Here is a 19,622-nt window from a genome sequence, read left to right as displayed (position 1 = left end):
CCGGAAAAAATTATGTCCGGAAATAGTCTTGCAAAGGGCGCACTTCCAGGGAACCGGCCTTGAGGGCTGCAATAGCTTCGGCGGCGGAGTCCGCACCGGCCATGGTCGTGTAGTAAGGCAGCTTCTGCATCAGTGTTGCGCGGCGGATCGACTTGGAGTCGGAAACCGCGCTTGCGCTATCCGTGGTGTTGAAGACCAGATGGATCTGGCGATTGCGGATCGCGTCTTCCACATGGGGGCGACCTTCGATCACCTTGTTGACCTTGGTGGCTTCGACGCCATTGGCTGCGAGGAACTGCTGCGTACCGCCTGTCGCCATGACCTTGAAGCCGATATCCACCAGTTTGCGCACTGGACCGAGCACACGCTCCTTGTCCTCGTCGCGTACCGAAACGAAGACCGTGCCTTCGCGCGGCAGTTCGACGCCGGCGCCAAGCTGCGCCTTGGCGAATGCCAGCGCGTAGTCGTAGTCCAGTCCCATGACCTCGCCGGTCGAGCGCATTTCCGGGCCGAGCAGCGTGTCTACGCCGAGGAAGCGGGCGAATGGGAAGACCGCTTCCTTGACGGCGATGTGCGGACGTGCGGGCGGCTGCGGCTTGCCGCCATAGGCGTTGAGCGCTGTATCCAGACTTTCACCCGCCATGACGCGGGCTGCAATCTTTGCGATGGGCGTGCCGATGGTCTTTGCGACAAATGGAACCGTACGTGATGCACGCGGATTGACCTCAAGGATGAAAATCTCTTCGCCCTTGATTGCAAACTGCACATTCATCAATCCGCCGACATTCAGCGCTTTTGCGAGTGCAGCCGACTGGCGTTCCAGTTCGGTAATGATCTGCGGCGAGAGCGTATGAACCGGCAGGGAACAGGCCGAATCACCGGAGTGAATGCCAGCTTCCTCGATATGCTCCATGATGCCGGCGACGAAGCTGTCCTTGCCATCACAAAGGCAATCCACGTCCACCTCGATGGCTTCGGTGAGATAGGTGTCGAACAGAAGCGGATTCTTGCCCAGCAGCGTATTGATCTGGCCCGTCTTGTCGTTGGGATATTTGGCCTTGATGTCTTCCGGCACCAGCTCCGGCACGGTATCGAGCAGATAGGATTGCAACCCGCGCTCGTCATGAATGATCTGCATGGCGCGGCCGCCCAGCACATAGGACGGGCGCACGACCAACGGGAAGCCGAGGTCGGCTGCGACCAGACGCGCCTGTTCGACCGAATAGGCGATGCCATTTTTCGGCTGGTTGAGATCGAGCTTGATGAGCAATTTCTGGAAACGGTCGCGATCTTCGGCGAGATCGATTGCGTCAGGCGAGGTTCCGAGGATCGAAATACCAGCCTTTTCCAGCGCGTCTGCGAGCTTGAGCGGCGTCTGGCCGCCAAACTGCACAATGACGCCGTGCAATGTGCCTTTCTGCTGCTCGACACGCAGAATTTCTAATACGTCTTCCGCCGTCAGCGGTTCGAAATAGAGGCGGTCGGAGGTGTCGTAGTCGGTCGAAACTGTTTCTGGATTGCAGTTGATCATGATGGCTTCATAATCAGCATCGCCAAGCGCAAAGGCCGCGTGGCAGCAGCAATAGTCGAACTCGATGCCCTGGCCGATACGGTTCGGACCGCCGCCAAGGATGACAACCTTCTTGCGATCCGACACCTGAGCTTCGGAGCGCGGCTGGCCGGCGAAGGGCGTTTCATAGGTCGAGTACATGTAGGCGGTCGGCGAGGCGAACTCGGCGGCGCAGGTATCAATGCGCTTATAGACCGGATGTACGGTAAGTTCAGCGCGCAGTCTGGCAACGTCTTCGGCGTCCTTGCCGGTGAGGCTTGCAAGGCGGGCATCGGAAAAGCCCATGGCTTTCAGCATGCGCAGATTTTCCGCATCCTGCGGCAGACCGTGCTCGCGAATGCGCGCTTCCGTCAGAACGATATCCTCGATCTGCTCCAGGAACCACGGATCTATCTTCGATGCGTCATGCACCTGTTCGGTGGTCAGGCCAAGGCGCATGGCCTGCGCCACCATGCGCAGGCGATCCGGCGTCGGCGTTCCGATGGCAGCACGGATGGCATTCTTTTCGTCGCCTTCCTCGATATTGGGAATGATAATTTCATCAAGGCCGGTCAGGCCGGTTTCAAGGCCGCGCAGAGCTTTCTGCAACGATTCCTGGAAGGTGCGGCCAATGGCCATTACTTCACCGACCGATTTCATGGCGGTCGTCAGAATTGGTGAGGAGCCGGGGAATTTTTCAAAGGCGAAGCGCGGGATCTTGGTGACGACATAATCGATTGATGGTTCGAACGAGGCAGGCGTCGCGCCGCCGGTAATGTCGTTGTCGAGCTCATCCAGCGTGTAACCGACAGCCAGCTTGGCTGCGACCTTGGCGATCGGGAAGCCGGTCGCCTTTGATGCAAGCGCGGAGGAGCGCGATACGCGTGGGTTCATTTCAATGACGATCATGCGGCCATTGGCCGGGTTGATCGCGAACTGCACGTTCGAACCGCCGGTCTCGACACCGATCTCGCGCAGCACCGCAAGCGATGCGTTACGCATGATCTGGTATTCCTTGTCGGTCAGCGTCAGCGCTGGCGCAACGGTGATGCTATCGCCAGTGTGAACGCCCATCGGATCAAGGTTCTCGATGGAGCAGATGATAATGCAGTTATCCGCGTGATCGCGGACGACTTCCATTTCATATTCCTTCCAGCCCAGAACCGATTCTTCGATCAGCACTTCGGTGGTCGGTGAGGCATCAAGGCCGCGCTCGATGATCTCGAAGAATTCCTGACGGTTATAGGCAATGCCGCCGCCGGTGCCGCCCAGCGTGAATGAGGGACGGATGATGGCGGGAAGACCGACGACATCCATCGCCTGCGCGGCCTTGCCGAGCGCATGGCTCATATAGCGCTGCTTGCGTTCGACTTCGCCCAGCTGCCATTCGGTTTCGAGCTTGTCGAGCGCCTTGTCCAGATCGTCACCGGCATATTGCGCCTTGATTTCCGCGCGCCTGGCTTCGTGGCGCTTGCGGTCTTCTTCCTTGATTTCGGTCGCATTGGCGAGCATGGATGTCGGGGTGTCGAGGCCGATCTTCTGCATGGCCTCGCGGAAGAGCGCGCGGTCTTCGGCCTTGTCGATGGCTTCGGCATTGGCACCGATCATTTCGACATTATAGCGCTCAAGCACCCCCATGCGGCGCAGGGACAGTGCAGTATTGAGCGCGGTCTGGCCGCCCATGGTCGGCAGGAGCGCATCGGGGCGTTCCTTGGCGATGATCTTGGCAACGACTTCCGGGGTGATTGGCTCGATATAGGTCGCGTCCGCCAAATCGGGATCGGTCATGATCGTGGCAGGATTGGAGTTGACGAGGATGATGCGGTAGCCTTCCTCTTTCAACGCCTTGCATGCCTGCGTGCCTGAATAGTCGAATTCGCAAGCCTGGCCGATGATAATAGGCCCCGCGCCGATAATCAGGATCGATTTGATATCTGTACGTTTCGGCATGGGCGCGTCCTGTTCTCTCTATTTTCACATGGCTTCGTCCCAAAACCGGATTCCGATTCTGGGGTATATGCTGTTTAGCCTGCCCAAAAAGCCCGCACGGTTTTCCGGCGGGTTGGCAGTATATGAATTCTGTGGGCTAAGCGGGCCTTATAGGCAATGATAACGCAAAGCGGAACCCCACAAATGCCCTTATTTCAAAGAAATTAGGAGCATTCACGAAAATATCACCCCTGAGCGATTTTCCCAGACATATGTTGCGCACTCGTTTTCGTTTGTGATCCAGAGTACCATTTACTTTTTATGTTGCCGTGCCAACTCTTTATGCGACAATCGGCAGCATGAATTGGGCGCCATTCCTTCGGATGGCATGGTGAAGGGAGAGGCGCGATGCGCTGGCAAGGCCGTAGACAAAGCGACAATGTGGAAGACCTGCGCGGACAGCAGGGCGGGGGTATTGGCCGTGGCGGCGGAATGGGAGGGCCGGGCTTCCGGATTGTGCGGGGCGGCGGCATTTCCGGCATACTCATTCTTGTAGTGATGTTCTTTGTATTGAGAGCCGTAGGCATCGATCCATTGCCGATTCTGTTCGGTGACGGCAGTGTCGGCTCTGGCGTCCAGACGCAGCAGGGTGGTGGCCGTACGGCGACCGAAGGCGGCACGGTTTCCAATGACGAGACGACGCAATTCGCCCGGACCGTGCTGGCGGAAACCGAGGATGTGTGGAGCGGCATTTTCCAGTCGCGCGGGCAGACCTATACGGTGCCGACCATGGTTCTCTTTTCCGGTTCAGTGCGTTCTGCCTGCGGCCTCGCTTCGGCGGCGTCGGGGCCGTTCTACTGCCCCGGCGACCGCAAGCTCTATATCGACCTGACATTCTTCAACGAGCTTGCCAATCGTTTCGACGCCTCGGGTGATTTCGCGCAGGCCTATGTGCTGGCGCATGAAGTCGGCCACCACGTCCAGAACCTTCTTGGTATCCTGCCAAAATTCAATGAGATGCGTCAGTCAATGAGCGAGACGCAGGCAAACCAGATGTCCGTGCGGGTCGAGCTTCAGGCCGACTGCTTTGCAGGTGTCTGGGGTTACTACACCGAGCAGAAGGGTATTCTCGAAAGCGGTGACCTAGAGGAAGCGCTGAATGCGGCGCACCAGATCGGCGATGATACACTGCAACGCCGCAGTCAGGGTTATGTCGTGCCGGATAGTTTCAACCACGGCACCTCCGCTCAGCGTGCCAAGTGGTTCCAGCGCGGTTTCGAGAGCGGCAAACTGGATGCATGCGATACGTTCAGCGGCGATGTTTAAACAAAAAGCCGGGGCGAATGCTCCGGCTTTTTTTGTTAACAGTGGGTTAACGAAAGATTTTCAGTATTTGATTCAGGCAGCTTCTTCACGTTCAGGAAGCGGGGCTTTGCCTTTCTTCTCACGGATCAGGTTGATGAAGCGGCGGAAGAGATAATGCGAATCCTGCGGTCCGGGCGATGCTTCCGGGTGGTGCTGTACGGAGAAGATCGGCTTTCCGACGACGCTCAGACCGCAATTGGTACCGTCGAAAAGCGAGACGTGGGTTTCTTCCACATGTTCGGGCAGGCTGTCGGAATCAACCGCAAAGCCGTGATTCATCGAGACGATTTCGACCTTGCCGGTCGTGTAGTCCTTAACGGGATGGTTTGCACCATGATGGCCCTGATGCATTTTCTCGGTCTTTGCGCCAAGCGCGAGCGCCAATATTTGATGGCCGAGGCAAATGCCAAAAATCGGCAGGCCAGTATCAATAAGTTTCTGGATTTCAGGAACTGCATATTCTCCGGTCGCCGCCGGATCGCCGGGACCGTTTGAAAGGAAGACGCCGTCGGGATTATAGGCCAGAATGTCTTCCGCCGTGGCGGTTGCGGGTAGTACCGTGACTTTCGCGCCCAGACCTGTGAGCAGGCGCAGGATATTACGCTTTACGCCGAAATCGAGCGCTACGATATTATATTCCGGTGCGGTTTGCTCGCCATGACCATTATCGATGGTCCAAGGGGTTTCCTTCCAGACGAGGCTTTGGCCGACGGTGACTTCCTTTGCAAGATCGACCTTTTCAAGTCCACTCCAGTTTGCGGCGCGAGCTTTCAGCCCCTTGATGTCGAAATTGCCATCCGGGTCATGGGCGATAATAGCATTTTGCGCGCCACGCTCGCGAATAAGTGCTGTGAGGGCGCGGGTGTCGATTCCGGCAAGCGCAACGACTCCGCGGCTTTTCAGCCAATTATCGAGATTCTGGGTGGAACGAAAATTGGATGGCGAGGTAATGTCAGCCTTGAAAATCGCGCCCACCGGGCCGTAGCGGTTGGCGGGAGTCAGGTCTTCGATATCCTCGGCATTGGTTCCGACATTGCCGATATGGGGGAAGGTGAAGGTGACGATCTGGCTGGCATAAGACGGATCGGTCAGGATTTCCTGATAGCCGGTGAGGGCGGTATTGAAGACCACTTCAGCTTCGATCGCGCCCGCCGCTCCGAGGCCCATGCCTTCGATCACGGTTCCATCAGCGAGGACAAGAACGCCAGTTCGCTTTGCAACCGTCCAGGGTGCGGTCTTGGATGGGACTTCGGTCATGGCGTGCACTCCTGCTTGGTTTCGCGCTTGCCTTCAGGCGCGCATTCTAAGATGTTCCAGTCACGCGGCACGCATCCGATTTCAATTGCCTGTAAAGGGCACCTTGAAAAGAGGGAGCTTTTAGAGCCATATACGCGCCAAAAAGCAGCGGGGTTAAACTTTCCCGCCGCGAGCGCGTGCCGATGTCCTGCTAAGCCTCAAGCAATAGAGAAACTTGGTGGCCAGGTCAATCGCCAGAGAGCATGGTTTTAGAAAATAATGGCACTAAACATTGTGCATTTGTTTTGCGAATGGTGTCGACAATTGCTTTATGGGCCAGCTTGCGCATAGAAGATATCGATAACGAGACCGTCATGTATCCGTCCGAATGCACCAAGACGCTATAACACTCTCAGGAGAGACCTATGCTTCGCCAGGAGATTTCTCAGGCACTCACTATCGCATTGAAGGCGCAGGAGAAGCGCCGCGTGTCGACGCTCCGCCTTATTATGGCTGCCGTCAAGGACCGCGATATCGCCAATCGCACGGCGGGTAAGGACCCGGTGGAAGACGAAGAACTGTTGGGCATCCTAGGTAAAATGGTCAAGCAGCGTGAGGAATCTGCGCGCATTTACGAGGAAGGCAATCGCCTCGAACTCGCTGAAGCCGAGCGCGAAGAAATTGTGATTATCAATGATTTCCTGCCCGCGCAAATGAGCGAAGGCGAGATCAAGACGGCTTGCGAAGCGGTGATTGCGGAAATCGGCGCGCAGGGTCTACGCGATATGGGAAAATGCATGGCGGCTCTCAAGGAGCGCTATGCGGGCCAGATGGATTTCAGCAAAGCGAGTGCGCTGATCAAGACGCTTCTGCAATAGGATATTCCAGTAATTCCGGCAAAAGCGTGAGACGCTTTGCCGGAATCGCTTAGCTCTGCTTTGCGGCCTTGAGGCGGGTTTCGCCGAGCAATCCCTGTTCTTCGAGAACCGGATAGGCCATTGAGGCCAGTAGTGAATTGATCTGCTTGAGATCGCGGATCGTATCGAGATGAATGGCGCTTGTTTCAATGCTGCGTGTCGTTCCTTCGCGCAGGCGCGAGAAATGGCGCAGGCTGGTCTGTTTTTCAAGCTCGCGCAGGCGGTCTTTTTCTTGCACCAGTTGGCGCGCGGTGCGCCCGTCGCGCGAGACCACGACATTGAAAGCCATATGCGCATTGGCAAGCACCATTGCGTGAAAATGGCTCAGTTCTTCCCAGCCGTCGTCGGTGAATTCAAGCTGATGGTCCATCTTCTTTTGCACATGCACGAGCATGTTGCGCACGATGATGTCGCCGACCTGTTCGAGCTTGATGCAGGCGCCCATCAACTCCTGCATGCGCAGGGATTCGAAATCATTGAGTTCATGGGTCGCCAGTCTGGAGAGATAGAGTTTGATGGCGGCATGTTTATTGTCTACCCGGTCGTCGAGCGCAGCAAGCTCATCGATGTGCTGCTGATCGGGCTTTTCGTAAAGCTCGATAATGCGCCGCAGCATGACGTCGATGGTATCGCAAACGCCGATTACTTCGCGCGTCGCATTGGCAAGGGCTTGTGAGGGCCGGTCGAGAACCCCGGTATCGAGCGCACTGTATTCTTCTAGATCAATGGGCTGGGCGGGCGCATTCTTGTTTGCATTGAGATGGACGAGGGCTTCGGTCGTGCGTAAAACAAGCCGCGACAGCGGAATGCCCGCAATCATGACGATGGCATTAAACAGAATATGGGCATTGACCACCTGCGTCACTGGATCGCTGCCCAGGAAAGCAACTGGCGGATGGAAAGTTTCCAGTAGAATCAGGATGATGAGTGAGCCAACACCGCGCATCAGCAGATTGCCAAGCGGAACCACACGGGTTTCCGGTGGCGCGTTGCGTGTCAGGATGGGGGCGATGATGGACGAACCGAGATTGACGCCCAGCACCATCACCACGGCAAGTTCAGGCTGGATCAATCCGCGCGAAGCGAAAGTCGTGAGCAGAATGACCGCGGCAATACTCGAATGAAACAGCCATGTCATCAGTGCCGCAAGAAGATAGGCGGTGACTGGATCGCCGGAAAGATAATCCACGATGACAGGGAGAAGCGCGCTCTGGCGCAGCGGTTCGGTCGCTTGTCCCGTCATTTCCAGCGAGAGGATGAGCAGGCCGACACCAATCAGAACGCGCCCGATCTGTCGCCAGTCGCGCCGTTCGGTGGTCATGAAAATAGTCGTTCCCGCGACAAGGCAGATCGGCACCAGCAGGGTTAGATCGTAGCTGAGGATTTTGACGACAAGGGCGGAACCGAGTTCGCCGCCGCGAACGGCCATCAGGCCCACAACGCCGCTGACGAAGCCCGACCCGACAAATGAGCCGACAAGAAGCGTGACCGCGGTTGAACTTTGCAGGGCGATTGCAAGAAACAGACCGAAGGCAATTGCCAGTAGCGGGTTTTGCATCTGGTTGCGCAAGCGTCTGCGCAAGCGATCGCCATAGGCGCGCTCCACGCCGGTGCGCACCATACGGGTAGCCCACAACAGGAGGGCGACAGCGCCGGCCAGATGCAGAAGGACCAGAGAACCGTTCACGAAAAATCCTTTCTGACTGGAGGGAGCAGAACTTGCTCTGGTAAGTCTACGCTATAAAAGAGAAAAATACGTTCCGTCTGATCAGATCGCGCAAGAAATATGGACTTGAAGTATCTGTAGATCAAGCGTTGCAGCGTCATTGTGACAATTACATGACAGTTTTATGATAGCCCTGCCGAGGCTCATGACCATGTGATTAGCGGGGACGCGGCTTATGCGCGATGGACTGTATGCTCCATCATGCCTATATTCTGGTGCAGCTATATAATCTGGATTGGCGACCGTGATGCGGCGGGGCAAGTGCTGGCCCTCTGCCGAGCAGTTACCATGCCTGCCTGACCTGAAAGTGACAATCACAATGCGTTTCCCGCCCTCTTTTCTCGATGAGCTCAGAGACCGCGTTCCCATCTCGACGCTGGTCGGGACGCGCGTTACGTTCGATCGCAAAAAGAGTAATCCCCAAAAGGGTGATTTCTGGGCTTGCTGCCCGTTTCATGGCGAGAAAACGCCGAGCTTTCACTGTGAGGATCGCAAGGGACGCTACCATTGTTTCGGTTGCGGCGTGACCGGCGACCATTTCAAGTTCCTGACCGATCTGGAAGGGCTGAGTTTTCCGGAAGCGGTCCAGCGCGTTGCCGATATGGCAGGCGTACCGATGCCCGCGCGCGATCCGGAAATGGAAAAGCGAGAGGCGCAGCGTGCGACGCTCTACGATGCGATGGAGCTGGCCGCGCAGTTCTTTGAAAGCCAGTTGCAGAGTGCGGCGGGCGCAAAGGCGCGCGCCTATTTGCGCGATCGCGGGCTTTCGAGCGCCACGCAGCAGAGTTTCCGCATCGGCTATGCGCCGGAATCACGCAATGCGCTCAAGGAGTTTCTGGCGGGCAAAGGTATTTCCCGCGAGCAGATTGAAGCTTGTGGTCTTGTGGTTCACGGTGAAGGCATTGCAGTTTCCTATGATCGCTTCCGCGACCGCATCATGTTTCCGATCGAGGATTTGCGCGGGCGAATTATCGCCTTTGGCGGGCGCGCGCTTTCTGCCGACGCACCGGCAAAATATCTTAATTCTCCCGAAACCGAACTCTTTCACAAGGGGCGGGTGCTTTATAATGCCCTGCGCGCGCGCAAAGCCTGCCAGCCGCAGGGCGGCGAGGCGGCAAAGCCCATCGTCGCGGTCGAAGGCTATATGGATGTGATCGCGCTGGCACAGGCGGGTATCAATCAGGCGGTTGCCCCGCTCGGTACGGCCTTGACGGAAGAGCAGCTTGAGCTTTTGTGGCGCATCAGTCCCGAGCCGATTCTGTGCTTCGATGGCGACGGCGCAGGTCTTCGCGCGGCATATCGTGCCGCCGATCTGGCTTTGCCTACCTTGCAGCCGGGGAAATCCTTGCGTTTCGCACTGCTGCCGGAAGGCCAGGATCCTGACGATCTGGTGCGGGCGGAAGGCTCTTCGGCGTTTCATTCCGTATTACAGGACGCCAGAGCGCTGGTGGACATGATCTGGAATCGTGAAACGACGGCGGGTGTGTTCGACACGCCAGAACGGCGTGCGGAATTGGAAGCGCGGCTGCGCGAGATTACCAGCCGCATTGCGCATGAGGATATTCGTCGCCACTATGGCCAGGAAATGCGTGATCGCGCGCAGGTATTTTTCGGGCAAAGAAGGCAGAATGCCCAGCATGGCGGCACATTCAATCGCGGTCAGGACAAGGGGCGCGGCCAAGACAGAGGGCGCGGGCAGGGCGGCAGAGGCGCAGGCTTTGCCGCAGGCGGGCGGCTTGCATATTCGGATAGCCTCGTCCGCTCGACCCTTGTGAAGGGGCGAAAGACCGGAGCAGGCGCTCACGCGCCTTTGCGTGAGACAGTTATCATTCTCATCCTCATCAATCACCCACGGCTGATTGATGAGGATTTCGAAACGCTGGCAAGCCTCGATCTTGGGCATGATGCGTTGAAATCCCTGCATGTCTCCCTGCTCGACATTCTTGCTTCGAATCATGTCGAAGATGGGGTCGCCATGCGCCGGGCCCTGGCCGATATGGGGCATGGCGAGTCGATTGAAGCGCTGGAACAATCGGTCAAGGGGGCGCGCTTATGGCCAGCTACCTCGCGGGCTGCGGAAGACGATGCCCGTGAGGCACTGCGTCAGGCGCTTCACTTGCATCAGCGTACGCGCGCACTACATAAGGAATTGCGCGCGGTAGAAGCGGCATTTGAAACGGATGAGACAGGCGAGCTTTTCGGGAGGCTTATAGATATTCGCAACCAGCTCATGAAGGCCGAAGCAACCGAGGCGCTTATTGAAGGTTTTGGCCTGTCATCCGGTCGGCCGCCGGGTGGTTTTTGATTCGAATTACCGAATCACTGAAATGGTGCAAGTACCGAAGAGCGCCGGAAATGCGGACCGGAAATGCGGGATTGAGGCCGTTTAATGATTGCGAGACCGCCCTCTAGCGGCTTGCGACAATAAATGATTCGCTTTTTAAGGCCGAATCAGGTGAGTCGCTCTTGATGTGTGGCATAAATGACGGAATCACGACAGTTCGAGCAAGGATTACAGAACTGATATCGATAGATGTTCCCGAAGTGGACTCCTGATCCGTTCTTCTGGCCAACGCGTGTGAATTCCGGGTCTACCCACAGAAACTGGAGACGATGAAGTCCGCTGATGACGGTAGAGTTAATTCGGCATTAACGGGAACTGGCTACTACCGTAATAGGTCTGGAAATCGTTTGCGATTTTCTGAAAGAACGGCGCGGAAGTCTCAAAATACCGGAGCAGTGCGAAGCGTCCAGGGAGACGCATGGCGCTCCGGAAGAATTAACCGGCGGATTGCAATCTCGCAAAACCGCGTGACCACTCTATATATATCTTAGACGCGACCGGTGTCGCCTGGAGACGAGCAATATGGCAACGAAGGTTAAGGAAAACGAAGAAGTCGAAGTCGAGCGCGAAGGTGCCACCGACGGACCACTTCTCGACCTTTCTGACGATGCTGTCAAGAAGATGATCAAACTTGCGAAGAAGCGCGGCTACGTCACCATGGACGAGCTGAATGCCGTGCTGCCTTCCGAGGAAGTGACATCCGAGCAGATCGAAGACACGATGTCCATGCTATCCGATATGGGTATTAACGTCGTTGAAGACGACGAGCAGGACAACGATCGCGACGACAACGAGGAAGAAAGCGAAGAAGGCGGTGAACTGGTCGAAGCAACGGGCACTGCCGTTGCGGCCACGACCACCAAGAAAGAGCCGACCGACCGCACGGACGATCCGGTACGCATGTATCTGCGCGAAATGGGGACAGTTGAGCTCCTGTCGCGCGAAGGCGAAATCGCTATTGCCAAGCGCATCGAGGCTGGCCGCGAAACGATGATTGCCGGGTTGTGCGAAAGCCCGCTGACCTTTCAGGCCATCATCATCTGGCGCGACCAGTTGAACGAAGCCAATATTCTTCTGCGCGAGATCATCGATCTTGAAACCACTTATGCCGGTCCCGAGGCCAAGCAGGCCCCTGCCATCGAGCGGGTGGAAGAAGAAAAGCCGCGTGATGACAAATCTGCGCGCCGTTCGCGCGATGATGACGACATCACTAATGTCGGCGGCGACGCAGCTGCGGAAGAAGAGGACGACGACGAGGACGAAGCCAACCTGTCGCTGGCGGCCATGGAAGCCGAACTGCGTCCGCAGGTCATGGAGACGCTCGACCTGATTGCCGATACCTATCGCAAGCTGCGCAAGCTTCAGGACCAGCAGGTGGAAAGCCGTCTTGCTGCCACGGGCGAACTTTCGTCCAGCCAGGAGCGCCGCTACAAGGAACTCAAGGACCAGCTTATCAAGGCTGTTAAGTCGCTGTCGCTGAACCAGAATCGTATCGAGCAACTGGTCGAACAGCTTTACGACATCAACAAGCGCCTCGTGCAGAACGAAGGCAGGCTGTTGCGGCTTGCCGAATCCTTTGGCGTTCGCCGCGAGGAGTTTCTCAGGGAATATCAGGGCCATGAACTCGACCCCAACTGGGTTGACCGTATTGCGACCTTGACTACCCGCGGCTGGAAGGAATTCGCATCCAGAGAAGAAAATGCGATTGCGCGTCTGCGCAGCGAGATTCAGAATCTGGCGACCGAAACCGCGATTTCGATCGGCGAATTCCGCCGCATCGTCAATCAGGTGCAAAAAGGTGAGCGCGAAGCCAGCATTGCCAAGAAAGAAATGGTGGAGGCTAACCTGCGTCTCGTCATTTCCATCGCCAAGAAGTACACCAACCGCGGACTTCAGTTCCTTGATCTTATTCAGGAAGGCAATATCGGCCTGATGAAAGCGGTCGATAAGTTTGAGTATCGCCGGGGTTACAAGTTCTCGACCTATGCGACGTGGTGGATCAGGCAAGCGATCACCCGTTCGATTGCCGATCAGGCGCGCACCATTCGTATTCCGGTGCATATGATCGAAACGATCAACAAGATCGTTCGCACATCGCGCCAGATGCTGCATGAGATCGGGCGGGAGCCGACACCGGAAGAACTGGCGGAAAAGCTTGCCATGCCGCTCGAAAAAGTGCGCAAGGTTCTGAAAATCGCCAAGGAGCCGATCTCGCTCGAAACGCCAGTCGGCGACGAGGAAGATTCACATCTGGGCGATTTCATCGAAGATAAGAACGCGCTTCTGCCGATCGATGCGGCCATTCAGGCCAACCTACGCGATACCACGACCCGCGTTCTGGCATCGCTGACGCCGCGTGAGGAGCGTGTCCTGCGCATGCGCTTTGGTATCGGCATGAACACCGACCACACGCTGGAAGAAGTCGGTCAGCAGTTCTCGGTGACGCGCGAACGTATCCGTCAGATTGAGGCGAAGGCGCTGCGCAAGCTCAAGCATCCGAGCCGTTCGCGCAAGCTGCGTTCGTTCCTCGACAGTTAAAAGCATTCGTTCGAAGCTGTTTTCGGTTTCGGACGATATGCATGAAGGGAAGAGAGGGAGCGACATGTCCTTTTTGAAGCGACTTTTCGGTGGCGGGTCTGCTACCGAGACAGAAACAACCGCAGAACCGAAGGAAGCGGGACGTCTCGAGCACAAGGATTTCCTGATTATCGCGACGCCTTATAGCGAAGGCGGTCAATATCAGGTTTGCGGTGTGATCTCCAAGACGGTCGATGGTGAACTGAAAGAGCATCGCTTCGTGCGGGCAGATCGTTGCCCAGGTATCGAAGACGCAGCCAGCATTACCCTTAACAAGGGGCGGCAGATTATTGACGAGCGGGGCGAGCACATTTTCGGCTGATCGTCTCGGCATGGAAAGAGGCCGCGCATTCGATGAGGATGCGCGGCGTTTTTTTGACCCATGGCAGCGCTGGTTACGGCGCTATATAGGCACTATGAACAAAGAACCCTTTTGGCGGACCAAATCTCTCGAACAGCTTACCCGTGGCGAATGGGAAAGTCTGTGCGACGGCTGCGGCCAATGTTGCCTGCATAAATTGCAGGATGACGACACCAATGAGATTTACTGGACGAGCGTGGCCTGCACATTGCTTGATCCGCAAAGCTGTCAATGCAGCGACTATCCCAATCGCCGCAAGTCAGTACCCGATTGCGTTTTCCTAACCCCGGAGATCGTTTATGAGGTCCCCTGGCTGCCAGCGACCTGCGCTTATCGTCTCGTGGCTGAAGGCTCAGACCTTTACTGGTGGCATCCGCTTGTATCCGGCTCTTCCGATACCGTTCATCAGGCTGGCGTGTCCGTTCGCGGCAAGGTGGCGGCCTTTGATCATGAGCTGGAGAACGACAGCGATTATCTCGATTACATGATTGGCTCGGAAGTCTTTCAGCGGTAAGACGATACTGAACGCCATATGAATGGCAGCTTCGCCCTGTGTTCATCTGTGATGGGTTAGCTATTGGATGTCTCGGGCGAAAATCGCCTGATCCCAGATCGAAAGGGTTCCAAGATGTCCGTAATTTCGTTCAAGTCATTTGCCGTAACAGCCGCCCTGGGTTTTGCCGCCGTTTTTAGCGCTGGTGCCGCCCCGGCCAATGCCGCATCGCCGATGGCAGTCCCTGCGATTGCCTCCGCGTCCCATTCGCTGGCGACAAATGTCGATTATCGCGGTCGCCGTCACCAAGCCCGTCCAAAGCATCGCCGCTCGGCATGTTCGGTACAGAGCGCGAGGAGCAAGGCAAGTCGCATGGGTATCCGTAATGCGCGCGTTATCCATCGCAGCAAATCGGTTCAGGTTCGTGGCTTTCGTCATGGGCGACAGACAAGCGTGACTTTTTCTGATCGTCGCGGCTGTCCGATCATCCGCTAGATTTCAATATAAGCCAAAGAAAAGCCCCGGTCCGCGTAATGCGGCCGGGGCTTTAATTTATGCCGGGTCAATGGAACACTGTTTGGTGTTCCATATTATTACTGATTGATCTCAAACGTAATATTGACAGAAACATTATAAGTATTTTCGCCGGCCGCGAGGGGAACGGAATCCTCGGGCGCTGCTGCGGCCATCGTCTTGAACTGCCGGGCAATGGGCACAGGCATGGCCGAACGGCTTTGCTCATTGATTTCGATAACACGGCCAAGCCCGACACCCGCCGCATCGGCAAGGGTTTTCGCCTTGGCGATGGCATCGGCGACGGCGCGTTTGCGGGCTTCGTTGATGGTCGCTGCCGGATTGTCATTGACGAAGGTGAGATCTCCGCCCTGGTTGACGCCAAGCGTTACGGATTCGTCCAGAATAGTGCCAAGCTTTGTAAGATCGCGCACACGCACGACGAGGCTGTTGGAAACCGTATAGCTGGTGATTCTGGGTTCTTTCAGGTCGTTCTTGTCGTCGGGGTAGATATAGCGCGGTTGAATATTGATGCCGCCGGTCTGGAGATCGCGATCTTCTATTCCGCCACTTTTCATGGCGTCGAGAACCTTGGACATTGCTTCATTATTGGCTGACATGGCTTCGCGCGCGGTTTTTGCTTCGCGCAGTACGGTCAGATTGAGAATGGCCATGTCTGGCGAAGCATTCATCTTGCCTTCGCCAGTCACTGCAATACGTGCAGATTGCTTCATCGTCTGATTCTCCTGTGCCGCAGCAGGCAAGGCGAACGCGGCTGCGATCATGAGCGCTGAAAGCGACGGGGCCATAAGCCTTATAGCGCGGTTGTTCATGAAATCTCCTGTTATGAATGTTGATAAGCTTGTGTGAGCAAATCCGTTGAAGATCAATTTCTATATGACATCAATGCCTTATATTCTCTTGGATTCAGATGGACAGCCTATCTGACCGGACGAAGGCCGAATATGCAATCAAGCATTTCAGGATCGGACTTGGTCTGTATTTGTCCAAGCATGCATGGCAATCGAATATGTGCGCATTAGGGCAACTTGTGTAATTGACGGCTTGTATCCTGTCTTTCTTTAGGGTAGGGCAGGGATGCGTGGGGCCTGTAGCTCAATTGGTTAGAGCCGGCGGCTCATAACCGCTTGGTTGGGGGTTCGAGTCCCTCCGGGCCCACCATTTTTCTACATTCAGCAAGCTTCTTGCAGTCCGATTTTTGATCGAGACCCGTTTTGCCGGTAAAAGCAATTCCATCATTCATAGCCTGTTTTCGGCCTGAAAATCAGCCTGGAACTGATTTCTTTTTATACATTCATATGGCCTTTGAACGGAAAGGTTACAAAGTTTTAATGTGCTTTTAGGGGTTCATTAAGCAAATCATAACGAATTGAAACAATTTTTTATGGCGCGTGAACAAACAAAAGGAGATTTCAAGCAATGAGGAAGAAGGCAACCACCGTTGCGCTGGCACTTGCAGGGTTGGTGGCGAGTCCTCTCGCGGTTTCGGCTAAAACAAGTTACATTGGTGAATTCAGGGACTGGGGCGTTTATCAAAACACGCAACTGTCTGGGAATAAATGCTATGCTTTGACCGTGCCGTCGAGTTTCCATCCCGCAGGAGTCCGGCATGGCGATAATTTCGTTATTATTTCCAAGTCGGGCGGACACTATAGCCCCCAATTGGTCATGGGATATCAGCTGAAGTCTAATAGCCCCGTCACGGTGCTTATCGATGGGGCGAAATTTCCCTTTTTTAGCGAGGGCAATCGGGCCTGGGCGCAAAATGAAGGCGATGAAGCGCAGATACTCAAGGCGATGCGTTCGGGGCGCACGCTCAAGGTTCAGGCTACTTCCGCACGCGGAACGAATACGCGCTATACATTCTCGCTCATGGGGCTGACGGCATCGCTTCGGCGTGCCGATCGCTGCTGAATAAATAGGCAGAATATATCGAAACCCCGCCAGAAGGCGGGGCTTTGATAGAAATGGTTCATATTATGTGGGTTCCGAAATCCGTGCAAAGGCTCATGGCAGCCATTGCTGGCGATTGTACCACTCGTCCACGTCGGAACGGACGTGATCTTTCTCAATGCCATAGCGCTCCTGAATCTTTCCTTCGAGCTGCTCGCGGCGTCCGTTGATCTGGTCGAGGTCGTCGTCTGTGAGTTTACCCCACTGCTCCTTCACCTTGCCCCTGATTTGTTTCCAATTGCCTTCTACGCTGTTCCAATCCATTGGTCTTCCTCCGTTCTGGTGGTTGTGACGGATTAACGCGCAGAAGCTGGAATTGTTCAGATTTTTATTGTCTGGCCTTTCTGGGGAGCCTATCTTTGCCCGCCGTATCCACGGCGCTTCCATTCATTCAAAAGCATGATATCGGGCGGACCACCACCAGCTTCGTACCATGAATCCACAGCCCAGAGTTCCGCGCCATTTTCCTCTATGACGGCAGTCCAATGCGGATAGCGTCCGTCAATGAAGCTGCCGCGCGCGGCTTTGCGCGCGGGCGAATGATATTTGAGCCAATGCCGGGATTGCAAATAGCGAAGAAAACTATCCGTATTGGTGGATTCATCGATGCAGTCCATCTGCCCTTTGATACGGCTTTTGCCGAATTGCATGCGAGGCTTGTCACGTATGCCAATAGCTGCAGTGCCACGCTGCTCGAAAATAGCGATAGCAGCGCGCAGCGCCTTACGTTCCGATGCGGCTGACCAGGAACCCTTTGCTAGAAGGTTGCGAATACGGCGCTCGTCCTGTTTCGTGAGCGTGACGCTGGTTCGGTAATAGCAGTCGTAACCGTGGCAAACGCGGAAAACAGCAGCATCCGCCGGTGACGTCGTTACGAACCCGGTAAGTGCGGTAATGGCCACGATGAGAATCCACATACACTTCGCCTTGCCCAGGTTGGATATATTATGACAAGCTGTCATAGCCGATGATGCCGCCTTCATTTTCCAGATCAGCGATACGCTTTGTTTCGGAGTGGTGCTCGATCGCTTCGCTATCTATGCCAGACAATTGCGCGAGCCTGTCGCGCGAGAACTGAACCAAAGCCCGTGCTGCACGGCATTGCGGTCCTATTATCATGATCTCCTCCTCTAGCTAGGCGAATATAACGCATGTTGCTGGTCAGATCAGGAGCTTCCGAAATGGCCACGCGACATTTCGCGAGCGTGCCTAGGGCTTTATGCCGGAGGCACACCGTCAGGACTGAGGCCTGACGGTTGCGCATATGTGTACAAGACACTTTATAATGAACAAAATATTGCCATTGTTTCTCTTGTTTGCGATCAAATCGCTCCTTACATAACTTTCTGCACCGCAGGATGAGCATTATTGGCTTCACTTATTGAGCCAATGTTTTCGCCTGCCTTTATAAAGCACAATAATCAGATGGTTGGTGATGACCACGTATCGCTATTTCCTTTGGCCCGCGTTTTTTACGATCCTTGGACTCATCTGCGCCCTCTGGCTTGGATATTCGACGACCGGCACAGTGGGAGGCATGATCTCCATTTTCATCATATGTGCTGTATTAAGTGTCTTGGAAATTTCCCTTTCGTTCGATAATGCCATCGTCAATGCGCGTATTCTGCGTGATATGACACCGCAATGGCAGCATCGTTTTTTGACTTGGGGTATCGTCATTGCCGTTTTCGGCATGCGTATCATATTCCCGCTGGCCATCGTGGCCGTGGCCATGTGGACCGACCCCTTATCGGCGTTGAAACTGGCAATTTGGCAACCGGATGAATACGCCCGGGTGATTGCTGAAGCCCATACCGGCATTGCTGCCTTTGGCGGTACATTCCTTCTTATGGTGGGCATGAAATACTTCTTTGATGTCGAAAAAGATGTGCACTGGATTCGGGTTCTGGAAAGCCGCATGTCGAAATTCGCCTCCGTGCAGGGCGTCGAAGTCGGGGTGGCGATTGCACTGATCCTGTTCTTTTCCTACCAGCTTGAAGCTGGAGACTCGCATACTTTCCTCGTGGCGGCGCTGTTCGGTCTTCTCACCTTCCTCGCAGTTGAAGGCCTGGGTGAGGTGCTTGATGCTTCACAGGAACAGATCGATATGGTCCATCGCGGCGGACTGGGTGCTTTCATTTATCTCGAAGTGCTCGACGCAAGCTTTTCGTTCGATGGCGTCATCGGCGCGTTTGCGCTGACGACCAATCTTTTCGTAATCGCCATCGGTCTTGGTATCGGCGCTTTCTATGTGCGTTCGCTAACCATCATGCTGGTGGAACGCAAGACGCTCGGCCAATATCGTTATCTTGAACATGGTGCGTTCTATGCGATCCTCGTGCTTGCCGTCATCATGTATGTACAGACACTTGTTCATATTCCAGAAGTCATCACCGGTCTTATCGGCGCTGTGCTGATCGGTCTCTCGCTGCTATCTTCGATGCGCTATAACCGGCTCAACCCGCGGTGGCAGAAAGAGGCTGACGAAGCGGCCTTGCACTGACGCTATAAAGCTTAGATCCGGCAAAGGGGCGGTTTTAAGCCGCCCTTTTTGCTGTTTCTTGACCAAATCGAAAGAGTTCGTGTGCATTATTGCCCGCTCGCAACGCGCCGCAAACCTCCGGGACGGCAGAACGCG

At 55.5% G+C, this 19,622-nt stretch carries 16 protein-coding genes and 1 tRNA gene; 10 read left to right on the top strand and 7 right to left on the bottom strand.

What is annotated here, in order from left to right; all coding sequences use genetic code 11:
- Positions 1–10 precede the first annotated feature (10 nt).
- Complete coding sequence (gene carB, locus KUG47_RS10805; RefSeq protein ID WP_217677973.1) at positions 11–3,499, bottom strand: carbamoyl-phosphate synthase large subunit; 3,489 nt, start codon at positions 3,497–3,499, stop codon at positions 11–13.
- Positions 3,500–3,886: 387 nt separating this feature from the next.
- Between carB and ypfJ the strand changes: the two genes are divergently transcribed.
- Positions 3,887–4,804: a KPN_02809 family neutral zinc metallopeptidase gene (ypfJ, locus tag KUG47_RS10800; protein ID WP_217677972.1), complete on the top strand. Its 918-nt coding sequence runs from the start codon at positions 3,887–3,889 to the stop codon at positions 4,802–4,804.
- A gap of 72 nt (positions 4,805–4,876) precedes the next feature.
- Here the strand turns inward: ypfJ and carA are convergent, their stop codons facing one another.
- Positions 4,877–6,100, bottom strand: coding sequence for a glutamine-hydrolyzing carbamoyl-phosphate synthase small subunit (carA, locus tag KUG47_RS10795; protein ID WP_217677971.1), 1,224 nt, complete (start codon positions 6,098–6,100; stop codon positions 4,877–4,879).
- Positions 6,101–6,504: 404 nt separating this feature from the next.
- On the opposite strand from carA, the gene KUG47_RS10790 reads away from it, so the two are divergent.
- Complete coding sequence (locus KUG47_RS10790; RefSeq protein ID WP_217677970.1) at positions 6,505–6,957, top strand: GatB/YqeY domain-containing protein; 453 nt, start codon at positions 6,505–6,507, stop codon at positions 6,955–6,957.
- Positions 6,958–7,006: 49 nt separating this feature from the next.
- On the opposite strand, the gene KUG47_RS10785 is transcribed toward KUG47_RS10790, so the two are convergent.
- The gene (locus KUG47_RS10785) at positions 7,007–8,683 is read right to left on the bottom strand and encodes a Na/Pi cotransporter family protein (RefSeq protein WP_217677969.1); all 1,677 of its coding nucleotides are present in this window, start codon (positions 8,681–8,683) and stop codon (positions 7,007–7,009) included.
- Between the two features lie 358 nt (positions 8,684–9,041).
- Between KUG47_RS10785 and dnaG the strand changes: the two genes are divergently transcribed.
- The 5 genes from dnaG to KUG47_RS10760 all read left to right on the top strand — a co-directional run bounded on the left by dnaG (position 9,042) and on the right by KUG47_RS10760 (position 14,992).
- Positions 9,042–11,027 carry a DNA primase gene (gene dnaG / locus KUG47_RS10780; protein ID WP_217678176.1) on the top strand — a complete coding sequence of 662 codons (1,986 nt, stop codon included), beginning with the start codon at positions 9,042–9,044 and terminating at the stop codon, positions 11,025–11,027.
- A 561-nt stretch (positions 11,028–11,588) separates the two neighbouring features.
- Positions 11,589–13,604 (top strand): RNA polymerase sigma factor RpoD, encoded by a 2,016-nt coding sequence (gene rpoD / locus KUG47_RS10775; RefSeq protein ID WP_217677968.1) that lies wholly within the window; start codon positions 11,589–11,591, stop codon positions 13,602–13,604.
- A 64-nt stretch (positions 13,605–13,668) separates the two neighbouring features.
- Positions 13,669–13,965, top strand: coding sequence for an HlyU family transcriptional regulator (locus KUG47_RS10770; protein WP_217677967.1), 297 nt, complete (start codon positions 13,669–13,671; stop codon positions 13,963–13,965).
- Positions 13,966–14,059: 94 nt separating this feature from the next.
- Positions 14,060–14,518 carry a YcgN family cysteine cluster protein gene (locus tag KUG47_RS10765; protein ID WP_217677966.1) on the top strand — a complete coding sequence of 153 codons (459 nt, stop codon included), beginning with the start codon at positions 14,060–14,062 and terminating at the stop codon, positions 14,516–14,518.
- Positions 14,519–14,632: 114 nt separating this feature from the next.
- On the top strand, positions 14,633–14,992 hold the full coding sequence (locus KUG47_RS10760) for an antifreeze protein (RefSeq protein WP_217677965.1): 360 nt from the start codon (positions 14,633–14,635) through the stop codon (positions 14,990–14,992).
- A 98-nt stretch (positions 14,993–15,090) separates the two neighbouring features.
- Here the strand turns inward: KUG47_RS10760 and KUG47_RS10755 are convergent, their stop codons facing one another.
- The gene (locus KUG47_RS10755; protein WP_217677964.1) at positions 15,091–15,843 is read right to left on the bottom strand and encodes an SIMPL domain-containing protein; all 753 of its coding nucleotides are present in this window, start codon (positions 15,841–15,843) and stop codon (positions 15,091–15,093) included.
- A 272-nt stretch (positions 15,844–16,115) separates the two neighbouring features.
- Between KUG47_RS10755 and KUG47_RS10750 the strand changes: the two genes are divergently transcribed.
- Positions 16,116–16,192, top strand: a tRNA-Ile gene (locus tag KUG47_RS10750).
- Positions 16,193–16,450: 258 nt separating this feature from the next.
- Complete coding sequence (locus KUG47_RS10745) at positions 16,451–16,945, top strand: invasion associated locus B family protein (RefSeq protein ID WP_217677963.1); 495 nt, start codon at positions 16,451–16,453, stop codon at positions 16,943–16,945.
- Positions 16,946–17,038: 93 nt separating this feature from the next.
- On the opposite strand, the gene KUG47_RS10740 is transcribed toward KUG47_RS10745, so the two are convergent.
- The 3 genes from KUG47_RS10740 to KUG47_RS10730 form a co-directional block, all read right to left on the bottom strand.
- Complete coding sequence (locus KUG47_RS10740; RefSeq protein WP_217677962.1) at positions 17,039–17,248, bottom strand: CsbD family protein; 210 nt, start codon at positions 17,246–17,248, stop codon at positions 17,039–17,041.
- An 89-nt stretch (positions 17,249–17,337) separates the two neighbouring features.
- The gene (locus tag KUG47_RS10735) at positions 17,338–17,901 is read right to left on the bottom strand and encodes a hypothetical protein (protein ID WP_217677961.1); all 564 of its coding nucleotides are present in this window, start codon (positions 17,899–17,901) and stop codon (positions 17,338–17,340) included.
- Positions 17,902–17,929: 28 nt separating this feature from the next.
- Entirely contained in the window at positions 17,930–18,103 is a 174-nt protein-coding gene (locus KUG47_RS10730; RefSeq protein WP_217677960.1) for a hypothetical protein, read from the bottom strand.
- 316 nt (positions 18,104–18,419) lie between these two features.
- Here KUG47_RS10730 and KUG47_RS10725 point away from each other — a divergent pair, with 316 nt between their 5' ends.
- Positions 18,420–19,487: a DUF475 domain-containing protein gene (locus tag KUG47_RS10725; protein WP_217677959.1), complete on the top strand. Its 1,068-nt coding sequence runs from the start codon at positions 18,420–18,422 to the stop codon at positions 19,485–19,487.
- The last annotated feature ends 135 nt before the right edge of the window (positions 19,488–19,622 follow it).

This window comes from Falsochrobactrum tianjinense, from assembly GCF_019100495.1.
Taxonomy (GTDB): domain Bacteria; phylum Pseudomonadota; class Alphaproteobacteria; order Rhizobiales; family Rhizobiaceae; genus Brucella; species Brucella tianjinense.
The sequence above is the reverse complement of the archived record's forward strand: the minus strand, read 5'-3'. Positions and strand labels throughout refer to the sequence as shown.

What these genes read in the sequence shown, in the direction of transcription:
- KUG47_RS10730 (WP_217677960.1), bottom strand. Translation starts at nt 18,103, where the DNA reads ATGATAATAGGACCGCAATGCCGTGCAGCACGGGCTTTGGTTCAGTTC.
- KUG47_RS10735 (WP_217677961.1), bottom strand. Translation starts at nt 17,901, where the DNA reads ATGTGGATTCTCATCGTGGCCATTACCGCACTTACCGGGTTCGTAACG.
- rpoD (WP_217677968.1), top strand. Translation starts at nt 11,589, where the DNA reads ATGGCAACGAAGGTTAAGGAAAACGAAGAAGTCGAAGTCGAGCGCGAA.
- KUG47_RS10725 (WP_217677959.1), top strand. Translation starts at nt 18,420, where the DNA reads ATGACCACGTATCGCTATTTCCTTTGGCCCGCGTTTTTTACGATCCTT.
- KUG47_RS10765 (WP_217677966.1), top strand. Translation starts at nt 14,060, where the DNA reads ATGAACAAAGAACCCTTTTGGCGGACCAAATCTCTCGAACAGCTTACC.
- KUG47_RS10740 (WP_217677962.1), bottom strand. Translation starts at nt 17,248, where the DNA reads ATGGATTGGAACAGCGTAGAAGGCAATTGGAAACAAATCAGGGGCAAG.
- KUG47_RS10745 (WP_217677963.1), top strand. Translation starts at nt 16,451, where the DNA reads ATGAGGAAGAAGGCAACCACCGTTGCGCTGGCACTTGCAGGGTTGGTG.
- KUG47_RS10755 (WP_217677964.1), bottom strand. Translation starts at nt 15,843, where the DNA reads ATGAACAACCGCGCTATAAGGCTTATGGCCCCGTCGCTTTCAGCGCTC.
- carA (WP_217677971.1), bottom strand. Translation starts at nt 6,100, where the DNA reads ATGACCGAAGTCCCATCCAAGACCGCACCCTGGACGGTTGCAAAGCGA.
- KUG47_RS10770 (WP_217677967.1), top strand. Translation starts at nt 13,669, where the DNA reads ATGTCCTTTTTGAAGCGACTTTTCGGTGGCGGGTCTGCTACCGAGACA.
- carB (WP_217677973.1), bottom strand. Translation starts at nt 3,499, where the DNA reads ATGCCGAAACGTACAGATATCAAATCGATCCTGATTATCGGCGCGGGG.
- KUG47_RS10760 (WP_217677965.1), top strand. Translation starts at nt 14,633, where the DNA reads ATGTCCGTAATTTCGTTCAAGTCATTTGCCGTAACAGCCGCCCTGGGT.
- dnaG (WP_217678176.1), top strand. Translation starts at nt 9,042, where the DNA reads ATGCGTTTCCCGCCCTCTTTTCTCGATGAGCTCAGAGACCGCGTTCCC.
- KUG47_RS10790 (WP_217677970.1), top strand. Translation starts at nt 6,505, where the DNA reads ATGCTTCGCCAGGAGATTTCTCAGGCACTCACTATCGCATTGAAGGCG.
- ypfJ (WP_217677972.1), top strand. Translation starts at nt 3,887, where the DNA reads ATGCGCTGGCAAGGCCGTAGACAAAGCGACAATGTGGAAGACCTGCGC.